The following is a 14,600-nucleotide window of genomic DNA, read 5'->3' as shown; positions in this document are numbered from 1 at the left end:
CTAAGTCAAAACCGGCTTGCTGATCGTCAATGCTGGTGTTGTTTTTTGCTGATAGGTGCGCCAGCCCTCGTCGCGTGCCTAATGTTTGCCGCTGCCGCTGCCGCTGCCGTCTCCGCTACCGCCGTCACCGCCTCGCGTCTCGCCATGACGGCCGGCGCCGCTGGTGAATTGCGCCGCGCCCGCCACGCCTTCGTCGAAAACCGCCTGGTAGCCGCCGGCGCCTTCGCGGCGCAATGCTTCGGCGAGATCGTCGAGCATGCTGTTTTCCAGCACCGAACGGCGATCGGCGAGCAACGCAGCCTGCGGAAATGCAGCCAGTTCGGCGGCCAACCGCTCGGCCGCCGCGCGTGCCGTGCCCTTCGGTACGACGCGATTGGCGAGGCCGAAGCTGAGCGCTTCCTGCGCGTTCACCGCGCGGCCGGTCAGGATCAGGTCCAGCGCACGTGACAGTCCGATCAAGCGCGGTAAGCGGATCGTACCGCCATCGATCAGCGGAATTCCGACGCGCCGGCAGAACACGCCGAGCACCGCGTCGTCCTCGACGACTCTGAGATCGCACAGCGCCGCCAGCTCTAGTCCGCCCGCCACCGCATAGCCGGCAATCACCGGTTTGCTGAAGCTCATCCGGGTCGGTCCCATCGGACCCGGGCCGCTGCCGTCGGCGTGCAGCTCGTTGCGGCGAGTGTCGTCGGCGAGAGCGGTCAGGTCCGCGCCCGCGCAAAAGGTGCCGCCCGCGCCGAACAGCACCGCCGCGCGCCACGCGGGCTCCGCCTCGAAGCGGGCAAACGCGGCGCTGAGCGCCTCGGCGACAGGACGATCCACGGCATTTCGACGCGCGGGACGCTCAAGTACGATCGTGGCCACGCCGATATCCCGATCAGCTTCGATGCGCACGTGGTCATTGAAATTTTGCGTGGTTATCATCGTTGTCACCGTAGAAGTCATCAGCGTCTGCCCGCTTGTCGCGGGGTTGTGAGCAGTGTGCTCATGCAGAGTAATTAATACCGTGGCCTGTCATGCTTCTTACACAATCGGCTCGTAGCGTAAGCGCTCTCCTAACTCGCTGGCGCCTGTTCGCCAGCTTATCGAGCCTGCTTTTGCCCTTGTCCAATTCATCGTCAGCCGCCGCGCCGGCTTGTGCCGAAACGGTCTGGACCGTGCCTCTGCAAGAGCATCCATGGTACGACCATGTGCGCCTGAAACGCGTATTCGTCACGGACGGCACGCGGCATCAGGTCGTACTCGTCGACGTGCGCAAGCTGCTCGCGTGCGCAGATCGCGACAATACCGATTACGTGCTGAAGCCGGTCGCCGAATGGCATTCGGGCAAGGTGCGCGGCATTCGCGAGTTTCTCGATCCGGAGAATCCGCGTATTCCGCAGATGCCGTACGTGACCATCTCGACGCGTCGCGCGCCGGGTGTGTTGGGCTGGTTCGGACTGGAGCGCGAAGGCGTGGTGGCGTTTCGCAACGGCCAGCATCGTGCGCGCTATCTTGCCGATGCGGGCGCGCGCTGGTTTCCGGTCGAAGTGCACGAGCGCGAGGCGACCTTGCTGCGCGAACTCTGCGGCGCCGCGGACGACGCGCGCACCGTGGTCCGCGCGACGCCGCTGAACACCGGCGGCGTCTAGGCAGGCGCGCGCACCACGTTGCGCGGCGTGCCGGCCTGCCACGCCGCGACGTTGTCCAGCGTGGTCAGGGCGATCTCGTTCATCGCCTCGCGCGTGAAGAACGCCTGATGCGCCGTGACGATCACGTTCGGGAACATCAACAGACGCGCAAGCACATCGTCCTGCAACGGCAGGTTCGAGTGATCCTCGAAGAACAGGCCTCCTTCTTCCTCGTACACATCGAGCCCGAGGTGGCCGAGCCGGCCATCTTTCAGGGCGCCGATCAGCGCATTGCTTTCGACGAGGCCGCCACGGCCGGTATTGATCAGCATCGCGCCGCGCTTCATCTTGGCGAGCGCGGGGCCGTCGATGAGATGGTACGTGTCCGGCACCAGTGGGCAATGCAGGCTGACCACGTCGGCTTCGGCGAGCAGCGTGTCGAGCGGCACGTAGCGCGCGCCGAGCGCGAGCAGGTCGTCGGCCGGCTTGCCGGGATCGTAGGCGAGCACCTGCATGCCGAAGCCCGCCATGATGCGCCCGAATACGCGACCGATCATGCCGGTGCCGATCACACCCACGGTCTTGCCATGCAGATCGAAACCGAGCAGACCGTGCAGCGAAAAGTCGCCTTCGCGCGTACGTGCGACGGCGCGTGGCAGCCGCCGGTTCAGCGCAAGAATCAAGCCGACCGCATGTTCGGCCACCGCGTGCGGCGAATAGGCCGGCACCCGCGCAACGGGGATGCCGAGACGCTCGGCCGCGGCCAGGTCGACGTGATTGAAGCCCGCCGAGCGCAGCGCGATCATGCGCGTGCCGCCGGCATGAAGCCGCTCCAGTACCGCCGCGTCGACGTTGTCGTTGACGAACGGACACACCACGTCGTAGCCCTGCGCGAGAATGGCCGTCTCGCTGTCGAGGTGCGACTCCTGGCAGTGCAGTTCATAGCGATGCGCGGCGTTGGCTTCGGTGAACGTGTCGCGGTCGTATTGGCGGCTGCTGAACAGGATCATGCGCATGTGGACTCCGAAGAATGCGTGCCGGCGCTAATAGCGAAACAGACTCAGGGCGCGGCGGACGAGCGCTCCAGTATAGGTTAGCCATGCGGACGCACTGCATTGCAATCCATCCGCGTTTGCTAAAAATCATTCTTTTGCGAAGTCAAACGAAACGCGAGTTAAAAAATAATATTGACAGCCACACAAAATTACAATATTTATTAAAAAAGCAGTTCCAAAAATGCATGTTCACTCATGCTGTAATAAATTGGCCATCAGCAGACGATGTCTTTTTCAAGGCGCAAGGCAACTTCGCGAGGAAAGAGTGACTGTCGAGCTATCGGAAGACCGTTTCAGTGAGTGCCGCTGCAGTGCGGCAAATCAGCTCGGGCGCGACGCGCGTCATTTTACTGCCATAAATTAAATTTTCACTCAATCGCGATGCTGATTGAGTGATGCGTGCGTCAAATCGCGACGAATTAATTCACTCGATTTTTCCGGGTGGTTATTCAGTCCCCTGCTAATAAACCCGTCAATGGGCGAGTCGACATGATCGGTGAATTGCTGAGATCGCAACCGGAGATCGCGCTGTTCGCAAGTCTTGCAATTGGATATTTCATTGGTTCGTTCCGCATCGGTCCGATTCAGCTCGGCGGCGTGTGCGGCACGCTGATCGTCGCGTTGTTGTTAGGCCAGACAGGCGCACGCATCGCCCCCGATCTGAAGAACATCGCTTTCGCGCTGTTCATCTTCGCGCTGGGTTTTACCGGCGGGCCGCAGTTCTTTGCCAACATTGGCCGCGGCTGGCGCTATGGGCTGCTGTCGGTGGTCGAGATCGTGTCGGTGCTGCTGCTGATCATGATCGCGGTGGCCGTCATGCGGCTCGATGCCGGCACCGCGGCCGGCCTGCTGGCCGGCGCCGCGACGGAATCCGCCGTGATCGGTACGGCGTCCGAGGCGATCGCCAAGCTCGGCTTCGGCGACGCGGAAACGGTCCGCCTGCAGGCCAATATCGTGACCGCGTACAGCGTGAGCTACCTGTTCGGCCTGATCACCATCGTGCTTTTTACGAGCCAGTTTGCGCCGCTGCTGCTGCGCGTCAATCTGCGCGACGAAGCCGAGCGCGTGTGGCGTAAGCTCGGCGGCGAAGGCTCGTTCGGCGAGGGTCAGCGCGCGGCAGCGCCCGCGCTGGTGGGGCGGGCGTTTCTCGTCGGCGCGGCGGCTGGCGCGACGATCCGCGCGTTCGAACAGCAGTACGGCTTCAACCTGACGGTCGAGCGCGTGCGGCGCAACGGCGCGAACTTGCCGGCCGAACCGCAACTGACCCTCGCGCCCAATGACGTCATTCTGCTGGCGGGGCGGCGCGAAGCGATCGTGGCGGCCGCGGCCAGTCTCGGCGACGAAGTGGGCGGCGCGGACTTCGGCCTCGTGATCGCCGAACAGGTCGATGTGGTGCTGACGCGCCGCGATCTGCATGGCCGGACCATCGCTCAGGTGCGCGAACAGGCCACGCCGGAAAACGGCCGGGGCATCTACATCGCGGCGGTCACGCGGCTCGAAACCACGGTGCCGGCGCTGCCCGGCACCGAACTGAATCGCGGCGACGTACTGACGCTGGTGGGCGCCAAGGCCGATGTCGAACGCGGGGCGCAGCGTCTGGGCTACATGCTCGTCGCGACGCAGAAGACCGACTTCGTCTATCTGGCTCTGGGCGTGCTGGTTGGTATGGCGATCGGCCATCTTGGCGGACGGGTGGGCGGCGTCTCGGTCGCGCTCGGCACCGGTGGCGGTTGTCTGCTGTCGGGGCTGCTGTTCGGCTGGATCCGTTCGCGGTATCCGCTGATCGGTTCGCTGCCTTCGGCGGCCGCGCAAATCCTCAAGGACTTTGGTCTCGCCACTTTCATTGCGGCAGTCGGGCTGTCGGCGGGACCGGACGCCATCAAACTGGTGCGTGAATACGGTCTCGCGTTGCCGGTGGCCGGGATTCTGATGGTTCTTGTGCCGGGACTGCTGTCGTTATGGATCGGCCGCATGTTCCTCAAGCTCGAGGCGCCCATGCTGCTCGGCGCGATTGCCGGCCAGCAATGCAGCACGCCCGCGATCAGCGCACTCGTGGGCGTCACGGGAAATTCCACACCCGTGATCGGCTACACGATCACGTATGCACTCTCGAACATTCTATTGCCGCTGATGGGACCGGTCGTAGTCGGCCTCGCCGGGAAATTCCATTAGGCGGCAGATGTGCCGGACGTGGCGCGCCGTGCCACGTTCGGTCGAAGTGGCAGGCGGCGTGCGGCGCGCGGCGCGCGACTCGATGGCGCTCCCTGTGCGCAGGGTGCACCCAGTAAAGTACTCAGGATCGCAAACTATCCAGCGAGGGCACGATGGACTGGCTACATCACATCTTTCAGAAATCACCCGAGATTGCGCTGTTTCTGTCGCTCGCAGTCGGCTATTTCATCGGGCAGATCAACTTCGGCAAGTTCCAGTTGGGCGGCGTGGGCGGGTCGCTGCTGGCCGCGGTCGTGATCAGTCAGGCAGGCGTGACGATCGATAACGGCGTGAAAGCGGTCATGTTCGCCGTCTTCATCTACGCGGTCGGCTATGACTCCGGGCCCGGGTTCTTCAACTCGTTGAACCGCAAGACGCTGCGCGAGATCGCGATGGCCGTGTTTCTGGCGGTTAGCGCGCTAGCCACCGTGGTCATCTGCGCGAAGCTGTTCCACCTGAACAAGGGACTCGCCGCCGGGCTCGCGGGCGGCGCGCTGACCCAATCGGCGATTATCGGCACGGCGGGCGACGCGATCGCGCGTCTCGGCTTGCCGGCCGATCAGGTCAAGTCGCTGCAATCGGACGTGGCGATCGCGTACGCGGTGACCTACGTGTTCGGCTCGCTGGGCGCGATCATCGTGTGCGTGAATATTCTGCCTAAATTCATGGGCCAAAGTTTGCGCGACGCCTCGATCCAGGCGGAACGCGAGTTGACGTCAGGCGCGCCGTCTATCGCGCCGGGGCAGCTCTCGGCGTTGCCCGAGATGGTCGGCCGCGCGTACAAAATCGATGTCAGCGCCGGCAAAACGGTGAAGGACGTCGAAACCCAGCACCAGGACCTTTTGACGATCGAGCGGATCAAGCGCGACGGCCATCAACTCGACCCCGCGCCCGACCTCGTATTGAAGCCCGATGACGTGGTGCTGGTGGTGGGCCGCCGCGAGGGCGTGGTCGCGTTCGGCGCGAGCGGCGGCGAGGTGGCCACCGTCGAGGACGTCGGCGTCGTCATGCAGACACGTCAAGGCGTGTTCACGCGCAAGGGCATGAATCACACCACGATCGCCGCCGCGCGAGAATTGTTGGACCGCGATATGCGTCACGGTGTCTACATCCAGGGTATTTCGCGCGCCGGTCAGCCACTGCCGATCCTGCCGGAAACCCAACTCGAGCACGGCGACGTCCTCACCTTCTATGGGTCGCCGAAAGACACCAAGCGCGCCGTCGACATCGCCGGCTACGAGCTGCCCTACAGCATCAAAACCGACTTCATCTACATGGGCGTCGGCCTCGTGCTCGGTTTGCTGATCGGGCTGATCGTCATCAACGTCGGCGGCATTCCGCTCACGCTCGGCTCGGGCGGCGGCTGTCTGCTGGCCGGCCTGCTGTTCGGCTGGATGCGCGGCAAGCATCCCATGTACGGCGTGATGCCGTCGGCGGCTTCGCGGCTGCTGCAGGATTTCGGTCTCGCGGCGTTCGTGGTGGTGGTGGGCCTCAACTCCGGCTTGCAGGCCGTGGTGACGGTCAAGCAGCTCGGCATCACGATTTTCCTGCTCGGCGTGTTCGTCACGCTGTTTCCGTTGTTGCTCACCATGCTGTTCGGCCGCTATGTGCTGAAGTACAACAACGCAGCCATTCTGGCCGGCGCGCTGGCCGGCTCGCGCAGCGCGAATCCCGCATTCGGCGGCGTGCTCGACAAGGCGGAAAGCGCCGTGCCGACCGTGCCGTTCGCGATCACGTACGCCATCGCCAACGTCGCGCTGACGCTGCTCGGGCCGCTCGTGGTCGGGCTCGTCTAGCGCGGGCATCCATCGATCTCTCTTGCGCCGGCGCTCATCGGGCGATCATCGCCGCGCCGGCGTCTTTCACTTGACTCATTGGAGAACGCATCATGGCAAAAGACAAGGGCGACAAGAAGCACGCAGATATGGCACAAGCAGGCATGGCCGCGCTCAGCCCGTTCGAATTGAAGGACGAACTGATCAAGGCGGCCGGTGGCGGCGCCGTGGAGCGGCCCGCCAATGCGGCGATGCTCAACGCCGGCCGCGGCAACCCCAATTTTCTGGCGACGATTCCACGCCACGGCTTCTGGCAACTCGGCCTCTTTGCGATGCGCGAATCGGAGCGCTCGTTTGCCTACATGCCGGAAGGCGTGGGCGGCTTTCCGCGACGCGAGGGCCTCGAAGAACGCTTCGATCTGTTCTTGCGCGAAAACAGGGGCGTGCCGGGCGTCGACTTCCTGCGCGGCGCCGTGTCGTACGTGCGCGACCAGTTGGGATACTCGGCGGGTGACTTCCTGTATGAAATGTGCGAAGGCATTCTCGCGTCGAACTATCCGGTGCCGGACCGCATGCTCAAGCTGTCCGAGCTGATCGTCGGGCAGTATCTGCGCAAGGAGATGATCGGCGATCATCCTTTTGTCGGCGAGTTCGACGTGTTCGCGGTGGAGGGCGGCACGGCGGCGATGACGTACATCTTCAACTCGATGCGCGAGAACCATCTGATCAAGGAGGGCGACACGATCGCGCTCGGCATGCCGATTTTCACGCCGTACATCGAGATTCCGCGACTGAACGACTACAGGCTCAACGTGGTGAATCTCGAAGCCGACGTCGCGAACGGCTGGCAGTATTCGAAGAAGGAACTCGACAAGTTGCGCGATCCGAAGGTGAAGGCGTTCTTCCTCGTGAATCCGAGCAATCCGCCTTCGGTGAAGATCGATGACGAAAGCCTTCAATACATAGCCGACATCGTCAAAGAGCGGCCCGATCTGATCCTGCTCACCGACGACGTGTACGGCACCTTCGCCGACGACTTCGTATCGCTATTCGCGCTTGCGCCGAAGAACACCATTCTCGTGTACTCGTACTCGAAGTACTTCGGCGCGACCGGCTGGCGTCTGGGCACCATCGCGACGCACCGCGACAACGTGCTCGACAAACTGATCGCCGACTTGCCGAAGGACGCGAAGAAGCAGTTGCACGAGCGTTACGAATCGATCACGACGGAGCCGGACAAGCTCAAGTTCATCGATCGCCTCGTGGCCGACAGCCGCACCGTCGCGCTGAATCACACGGCGGGTTTGTCGACGCCGCAGCAGGTGCAGATGGTGCTGTTTTCGCTGTTCTCGCTGATGGACACGCCCGACGCATACAAGAACGCGTTGAAGCGGCTGATCCGCAAGCGCAAGCAGGCGCTTTACGAAGAGGTCGGCATTTCGTTCGCGGACGATGATCCTAACCAGGTCGATTACTACACGATTCTCGACGTCGAATTCTTCGGCGAGCGGATGTTCGGACGCGAGTTCGTCGACTGGTTGTTGAAGAATGCCGAGCCTTCCGAGTTGCTGTTCCGGCTCGCGCGCGAAGCTCGCGTCGTGCTGTTGCCGGGCCGTGGCTTCGGCACGCAACATCCGTCGGGGCGTGTGTCGCTAGCGAACCTCAACGAGTCCGACTACCGGCAGATCGGTCGCGCCGTGCGCAAGTTGATGGAAGACTATGTGGAGCGTTTCAATGCGGCGACCGGCAAGAAACTCGACAAGACGAAGGTGAAGTAACGGCGCGGCTCGCCGCGTTGCCTCGCTAACAAGCATAGTCAAAAAACTTGCGCAATCGCGCGGATCGGTGAATGATCGAACAGGCGGCCTCGTCAGCGTCCATGCTGGCGGGGCCGTTTGCTCCTTTGCGTCCTGACATTCACGTACCGATCATCATGCCGACTTCATCATTCACATCCGCATCTTCCGCAGTGCCCTGTCCGGTTGTCGAGTCGCTCGACGCCATTCTTCCCGAAGAGCCGCTCCTGATGATGGGCGCCGGCCCCGTGCCGATTCCCGCGGCGGTGGCCAAGGCCAACGCGATCGTGATCAATCACCTGGGCGGCACGATGGTGAAGGTGATCGGGCAGGTGAAGTCGATGGCGCGCTATGTGTTCCAGACGAACTCGAAATGGGTGCTGGGCGTGGCCGGACCAGGATCGGCCGCGATGGAGATGGCGATTTCGAACCTCGCGTGGGAAGGTACGCGGGTGCTTTCCATCAAGAATGGTTTTTTCAGCGAGCGGATGGCGGAGATGGGGCGGCGCGTCGGTGCGCGGGTTAGTACGCTCGATGTCGCTGATCGCGCGGTGGCCAGTCTTGAGGAGATTGCCGGGGCGATTCGGCGCGAGCGTCCCGAGATCGTAACGGTGGTGCAGGGCGAGACGTCGAATACGGTGTGGAATTATCACCTGAAGGAGATCGCCGCGTTGGCGAAGGCCGCTGGCGCGTTGGTGATCGTCGATGCGGTTTGTACGTTGAGTACGATGCCGCTGGAGATGGATGCCTGGGGGATCGATGCGGTGATTACAGGTGGGCAGAAGGGGTTGTCGTCGATTCCTGGGGTGTCGTTGATCGCGTTTTCCGATGCGGCCTGGGAACGTGTGAAAGGGCGCACGGCGCCGAATGCGCATTGGTGTCTTGATGCTTCACTCGCGGAGAATTTTTGGCATAACGCGGGGTATCACTATACGGCGCCGGTTTCTGGCGTTTTGGCTTTGCATGAAGCTTTGAGGCTTGTTTGTGCTGAGACGCTGGAGAAGCGGTTTGCACGGCATTTGAAGTGTTCGTTGGCGCTGCAGGATGGGGTCGCTGCGATGGGATTGCGGTTGTATGCGCCTGAGGCTTGCCGGTTGAATTCTGTTGTCGGGATCGAGGTGCCTGACGGGTTCAGTCCTGCTGATGTTTGTTCGCATATTTCGCGGATGCATCAGGTTGAGATTTCTGGGTCTTTTGGATTGCCAATCGTTCGTGTAGGGCAGATGGGGGAGCAGTGTCGGGAACATAATTTGTTTCGGACCGTGCATGCGCTTGGGAGGACTATGGTGGATCTTGGGGTTAGGGTTGATTTGCCTGCTGGTGTGGCGGCTTTGGAGAGAGGGTTGTCGGGGGGTAAGTAGGACGCCGACACGACTGTGACTATGGCCGAAGTCACGTACCTGACTTGACGGTTTTTTCAGGACTATGCGCGACGGCACTTGCGGACGCGGTGCCATCGTTCCGCACTTCTATAGGTTCCTCGAAGCCGACCCAATGCGCGATGCCAAGGCGCTTCGTCGTGAGCCAGATCGCTATCGGTAACGCCAACCCGGTCGCACTGCCGAGCACAAAGTGAACCACGGGCTGGCTGATGTGAAAGGCCAGCAACGCGTTCCAGACCACGGCGGTAGCGAGCACGTGCAGCAGATACACCGGCTTCCACGCTGAGCCAAGCGAGACGATCCAGCGCGACCTTCGCCATATCGGCAGGCACCTTCCGATCGAAATGGCCGCTACGATACCGAGAAAACTCGCCAGCAGCGAATACAAGTCGAGGTCGTGGCCGGCACGTTGCCCCATGAATGCGACAACTGCAAAGGCAATGGTCGTGACCCACGCAAGGTGAACGCCGGCAGCATGGCCGCCTTGCCGGTCAGGCCGGGAACCGAGCAGTACGCCGGGCAGAAAGAAGACCAGGCCCCAGCATGTCATCGTGACGATGCCCCAGCGGCTCCGCGTCGCGATTGCGGCGCATACAATGAACATCGCGACAAGCAGGCAGCGGTTCGGCACCGTCAACGCCGATCGGACCTTCGTGGACCGTGGCCATACCGTGATGCACGCGACGATCTGGCAGATGAACAGCGCGTATAGAAACCAGAATTGACCGCCGGGCACTAATGCCAAGCGAGTCAACTCAAACTGCTGGCCGGCGTAGTCTTTATAGTCGGCCACGAGCCATTCAAAAGCCATCTGCAATATCGACCAGAGCAGATATGGGTAGAGCACGCCTACGGCGATGTATTTCAGCAGGTCCGCGCGCGAGCGTTGTAAATACCCTACCGTACTCATGCCGAGGAGGAAGAAGGCAGTCGGGTAACCCGACGTGTTTGCGGCGTACCGAAGAATCTTCAGAACGCTAGACACGTGCCCGTCCTGCAGAAATCCGGCATCGCCTAGCCGGCCAATCACCTCGGCGCAAACGATCGCGATGATTGAAATGGCCAGGCCGCCTCTGATGCGCTCGTTCTTCACCATTGCCTCGTTCCGGTTCATGTTTGCGCTTGATGCCGCCGGCCGTTCACGATGTGCTAAAGCGATACATCGAAAATCACGCACCAGTTGTCGAGGCGCATCGATTCACGTCCGTCGTTGAAGCGGATCGCGTCGCCCTGCGAATCGCGCAGATTGCCGCGCGGACCATAGCGGCTGCCCGCGACGCCCGCACCATTGAATGCGTATTCGACGTGCGTACCCGCGGGGATCGGCGATTGCGCGATGATTTCCACCTCGTCGGCTCCAGTGATCGCTACTGAACGGATCGGCAGTAGAGCGCCGGAAGGTAGACGCAGCGAGAAGCCATAATCCGAATTGCCGGCAACCTGCGTCGTATCCCATTTGAGCGGCGGCGCGGGAACATTGAAGCGCAGCGTGGCCGTCGTGCCGTCGCGTTGCCAGCTCAGCGGCTCGAGAGGCTTCCATGTGGCACGGTCGATCAGAATCCGCTTCAGCACCAAGCCGTAATAAGCGCCCATCCATTCGGTGCTGCGATTGTCGGTGTGTCCGCCATCGATGTAGCGAAAGAGATACATGGGCACAGCCAGATGAATGTGCGGATCTTCGTGGCTGGCTTGCAGCAGAGCGAGCGCGATATGCGGATAGCGCTGGTCGAAACGGCGATGCGTGGCCAACTGATAGGTGATCATTTCGACGTCCTGCTTCTGTCCGGTCATCGCCTTCGCGTCCCGGTCGACGTCGGCGCGCAGCGTCCGCAGCTTCGCCACGTAAGTCGGAATGGAGGTCTGGCTGGAATCGTCAGCTTCCCCTTGCGTCCACGTGATGGCGCCGATGCCGTATGTTTTGCCTTCGGCGTCAGCAAGCCGCTTTGCCTGAGCGATGTCGCGCAGCAACTGCGAGTAATAGCGTCCAGGCTCCGACAGCGTCGCAATAGCCATCGATCCTTCACCGGGCGCAGAGCCAACGAACCGATAGGGGATGTCCGCATGATTTTGCAGGTTCTCCTGTTCGATCAGTTGCATGGCCATATTCAGCGTGCCGCTGGTCGGTGTCTCGGCCTTGTCGCCCCATTGAGTCTCGACTAACGGGACGAACTGTTTGTAGGCGACCTCGACGTTTCCGCTTTGAATGCTGTCTTGAACCCGCACGCCGCCATTGAAGCGCAACGAAGAATAGCGTTGGTGGGTGGACAGCACAGGCCGGTTATAGAAGCCCTGACTGAGCGACTGACCGTAGCTGATGACGTGGGTAATATCCCACGGCGCAGCGCCATGCGGAATCCATGCCGAGTAAGCCGGCTCGATGCGACCGTCGCCAGAGCCGGGCTGCGTAGCGTCGAAGATAGTCGTCGTAGCCAACGCGCTTACGGCCGACACCTTCTGCACTGCCCAGGTATTAGCCGACGATGTGAGCGTGAAGCGAATCTGACTACCCGGTCTTCCGTCGACGTTTTGCACGACCACGCTTGCCTGGTTGCCATCGACTTGCGTGCTGTAAGTTTCGGGCATCGCGGTCAAACGATCGCAGGCGGTGGCCGTCGATATATGTAAGAGCTGCTGGAACAGACTTTTCACAGCCGCGAGCGCGACGGCGTCGGCTCCGCAGGTCGAACGGTTATATCGCCACAGGGGATCGAAATTGTCTCTCCATGCGTGCACTGCGCTGTCGACGCGATGATCTTCTGAGGAGACGGCCGCACGATTACCTTGCTGCGAACATGCGCAGCACACGATTGCCAACAGGACGGGGTAAGCGAAACGCATTGCATCATCCTTATCGTTCATCTGCGCCGGACGATTGTAGGGGGAACGATATAAGCGTTATGTGCGACCTCGTACGAAAGCGGAGGCATCGAACATACGGAGGACGCGCAGCGAAGACGTCCAGACGTCTAATGAAGTAAACGCCAGAGAACAAGATATCAGACCGCGCCAGAAGCGACCGCGCAGCGCAAGTCGAGAGGGATGACTGTTGTGTCCACAGGAGCGGAATGTGCGAGAGCACAGATTCCAGATGCACCACTAGCGAGGGCGGCGCGGGGGCCCGCTTATGAGCTAGCAGTGTGAAACGGCTTTCTTTGCCTACTTTCTTTGCGCGGCGGCAAAGAAAGTGGGTGCCTGCCCCGCACAGGGGCGACGCTAATAAACCGCCGAGAATTCAAGGAAAGGCCAAAACCGAAAGAACCCAAACCCTCACAACGCCGCAGGCAAATTAGTCACCTTAGCATTCCGAAGATAAAGCAAAGTAGACAACCCCACCCCTGCAGCAGCCGCCACAGCGGCAAAGAGGAAAACCGACCCATACCCAAACTCCCCCGCGATATACCCGGCCAGCGGCCCAGTAATCCCAAGCGAGAGATCCAGAAACACGGAATAAGCCGACAAAGCCGCTCCCCGGCTAGCCGGCGGCACGAGCCCCACAGCCTCGACCCCGAGCGCCGGAAACACCAACGCAAATCCGAATCCGGTCAAAGCCGCGCCGGCGAGCGCAATATGAGGCTCGGGCGCCAGCCACAACATCAACAACCCGGCACACTCAAACGAAAACGAAGCAATCGCGACCCGAAACCCGCCGTAGGTCTTGATCGTATTGGCAAACAACAACCGCGCGCCAATAAACAGCGTCCCGAACACCGTCAACGACAAAGCCGCATTCGGCCAATGCCTGGCCGCATAAAACAGCGTGATAAAAGTAGCGATCGACCCAAACCCGGCCGAACCGAGCGCCAACCCAATCCCGTGCGGCAACACCCGCGTGAACACACTCCGATACGACATGCGCTCGCCATGCACAATCGGCACCGGCGCGATCGGACGAGCCAGATAAAAACCAAGCGCCGCGAGCAGAACCACCAGAATCCCCAATGCGGCAAACCCAACCGTATGCTCGATCGCCACGCCCAGCGGCGCGCCGACTGCCAGCGCGCCGTATGTCGCGATACCGTTCCACGAGATCACCCGCGCATTGTTGCTGGTGCCGACCCGGCCGATGCCCCACAGAATCGCACCCGTGCCGCACAGACTCTCACCGAAGCCCAACACAAGACGGCTGCAGACCAGAAGCCCAAGACTCACCACCGGCCATCGCCCGCACAGCACAGCCAGCAGCAACAAAACCCCGCTCGCGCCACAACCCAGCAGACCGATCGTCACAGTCCGCTTCGGCCCCAACGTATCGGCAGAACGGCCGGCCAGCGGCCGCGACGCCAATGTCGCCAGATATTGCACGCTGATCGCCGCGCCCGCCAGCACGGCGCTGTAACCGAGATCGTCGTGGACATAGCCCGGCAGCACCGCGAGCGGAATTCCGATCGTCAGATAGCAAAGAAACGTGAAAAAGACGACCGGAATGATCTGCATGGTCGTCGCGAATTCGCTACGAGGTGTCGCTGAGTCGGTGGACATGGGGAAAACGAGACTTGAAATCGGCGGGAAGGCGTGATTTTCCCATGGAACCGATTCTCTTGCAGGACTTGCTTAATAATTCATCCGACGAAAATCCGTTCCGGGACCCATATAGTGGTCCGTTTCCACATCGTCAGTGCCTAATTTTTAAGCGAAGCTAGCCAATACGCCCTCGCTGAACCTGTCCGTTATGCGGCATAAAATACAAAAACACAGCGAAACATCATGATCACCATAAGCCAACCGCCTCCCAAATCCATCTCGATATCTTTTCGCGGATATGTCCCGCATG

The 14,600-nt window shown here is 61.5% G+C and carries 10 protein-coding genes; 5 read left to right on the top strand and 5 right to left on the bottom strand.

Annotated elements, in window-relative coordinates:
- Nucleotides 1–78 precede the first annotated feature (78 nt).
- Nucleotides 79–924: a crotonase/enoyl-CoA hydratase family protein gene (locus B0G71_RS16585; RefSeq protein WP_116148664.1), complete on the bottom strand. Its 846-nt coding sequence runs from the start codon at nucleotides 922–924 to the stop codon at nucleotides 79–81.
- A gap of 92 nt (nucleotides 925–1,016) precedes the next feature.
- On the opposite strand from B0G71_RS16585, the gene B0G71_RS16580 reads away from it, so the two are divergent.
- Nucleotides 1,017–1,631 carry a plasmid fertility inhibition factor family protein gene (locus B0G71_RS16580; RefSeq protein WP_116142805.1) on the top strand — a complete coding sequence of 205 codons (615 nt, stop codon included), beginning with the start codon at nucleotides 1,017–1,019 and terminating at the stop codon, nucleotides 1,629–1,631.
- On the opposite strand, the gene B0G71_RS16575 is transcribed toward B0G71_RS16580, so the two are convergent.
- Entirely contained in the window at nucleotides 1,628–2,626 is a 999-nt protein-coding gene (locus B0G71_RS16575) for a 2-hydroxyacid dehydrogenase (protein WP_106284456.1), read from the bottom strand. The two genes, B0G71_RS16580 and B0G71_RS16575, sit on opposite strands and share 4 nt — an antisense overlap.
- 528 nt (nucleotides 2,627–3,154) lie before the next feature.
- On the opposite strand from B0G71_RS16575, the gene aspT (B0G71_RS16570) reads away from it, so the two are divergent.
- From aspT (B0G71_RS16570) to B0G71_RS16555, 4 genes are all read left to right on the top strand, one after another.
- Complete coding sequence (gene aspT / locus B0G71_RS16570; protein WP_116142803.1) at nucleotides 3,155–4,837, top strand: aspartate-alanine antiporter; 1,683 nt, start codon at nucleotides 3,155–3,157, stop codon at nucleotides 4,835–4,837.
- 152 nt (nucleotides 4,838–4,989) lie between these two features.
- Complete coding sequence (gene aspT, locus B0G71_RS16565; protein ID WP_106284454.1) at nucleotides 4,990–6,672, top strand: aspartate-alanine antiporter; 1,683 nt, start codon at nucleotides 4,990–4,992, stop codon at nucleotides 6,670–6,672.
- A 92-nt stretch (nucleotides 6,673–6,764) separates the two neighbouring features.
- Nucleotides 6,765–8,429, top strand: a complete 1,665-nt coding sequence (locus B0G71_RS16560; RefSeq protein WP_116142801.1) for a bifunctional aspartate transaminase/aspartate 4-decarboxylase — start codon at nucleotides 6,765–6,767, stop codon at nucleotides 8,427–8,429.
- Between the two features lie 155 nt (nucleotides 8,430–8,584).
- Nucleotides 8,585–9,808 (top strand): alanine--glyoxylate aminotransferase family protein, encoded by a 1,224-nt coding sequence (locus tag B0G71_RS16555; protein ID WP_116148661.1) that lies wholly within the window; start codon nucleotides 8,585–8,587, stop codon nucleotides 9,806–9,808.
- A gap of 31 nt (nucleotides 9,809–9,839) precedes the next feature.
- Here the strand turns inward: B0G71_RS16555 and B0G71_RS16550 are convergent, their stop codons facing one another.
- The 3 genes from B0G71_RS16550 to B0G71_RS16540 form a co-directional block, all read right to left on the bottom strand.
- On the bottom strand, nucleotides 9,840–10,925 hold the full coding sequence (locus B0G71_RS16550; RefSeq protein ID WP_116142799.1) for an acyltransferase: 1,086 nt from the start codon (nucleotides 10,923–10,925) through the stop codon (nucleotides 9,840–9,842).
- Nucleotides 10,926–10,978: 53 nt separating this feature from the next.
- Entirely contained in the window at nucleotides 10,979–12,412 is a 1,434-nt protein-coding gene (locus B0G71_RS16545; protein WP_241974465.1) for a sialate O-acetylesterase, read from the bottom strand.
- Between the two features lie 684 nt (nucleotides 12,413–13,096).
- On the bottom strand, nucleotides 13,097–14,308 hold the full coding sequence (locus B0G71_RS16540; RefSeq protein ID WP_116142797.1) for an MFS transporter: 1,212 nt from the start codon (nucleotides 14,306–14,308) through the stop codon (nucleotides 13,097–13,099).
- Nucleotides 14,309–14,600 lie beyond the last annotated feature (292 nt).

The sequence above is a fragment of the Paraburkholderia sp. BL27I4N3 genome, assembly GCF_003386115.1.
Classification (GTDB): Bacteria; Pseudomonadota; Gammaproteobacteria; order Burkholderiales; family Burkholderiaceae; genus Paraburkholderia.
The sequence above is the reverse complement of the archived record's forward strand: the minus strand, read 5'-3'. Positions and strand labels throughout refer to the sequence as shown.

Coding starts and splice junctions, on each gene's coding strand:
- B0G71_RS16555 (WP_116148661.1), top strand. CDS start 8,585: ATGCCGACTTCATCATTCACATCCGCATCTTCCGCAGTGCCCTGTCCG.
- aspT (WP_106284454.1), top strand. CDS start 4,990: ATGGACTGGCTACATCACATCTTTCAGAAATCACCCGAGATTGCGCTG.
- B0G71_RS16585 (WP_116148664.1), bottom strand. CDS start 924: ATGATAACCACGCAAAATTTCAATGACCACGTGCGCATCGAAGCTGAT.
- B0G71_RS16550 (WP_116142799.1), bottom strand. CDS start 10,925: ATGGTGAAGAACGAGCGCATCAGAGGCGGCCTGGCCATTTCAATCATC.
- B0G71_RS16560 (WP_116142801.1), top strand. CDS start 6,765: ATGGCAAAAGACAAGGGCGACAAGAAGCACGCAGATATGGCACAAGCA.
- aspT (WP_116142803.1), top strand. CDS start 3,155: ATGATCGGTGAATTGCTGAGATCGCAACCGGAGATCGCGCTGTTCGCA.
- B0G71_RS16545 (WP_241974465.1), bottom strand. CDS start 12,412: ATGCCCGAAACTTACAGCACGCAAGTCGATGGCAACCAGGCAAGCGTG.
- B0G71_RS16580 (WP_116142805.1), top strand. CDS start 1,017: ATGCTTCTTACACAATCGGCTCGTAGCGTAAGCGCTCTCCTAACTCGC.
- B0G71_RS16575 (WP_106284456.1), bottom strand. CDS start 2,626: ATGCGCATGATCCTGTTCAGCAGCCGCCAATACGACCGCGACACGTTC.
- B0G71_RS16540 (WP_116142797.1), bottom strand. CDS start 14,308: ATGTCCACCGACTCAGCGACACCTCGTAGCGAATTCGCGACGACCATG.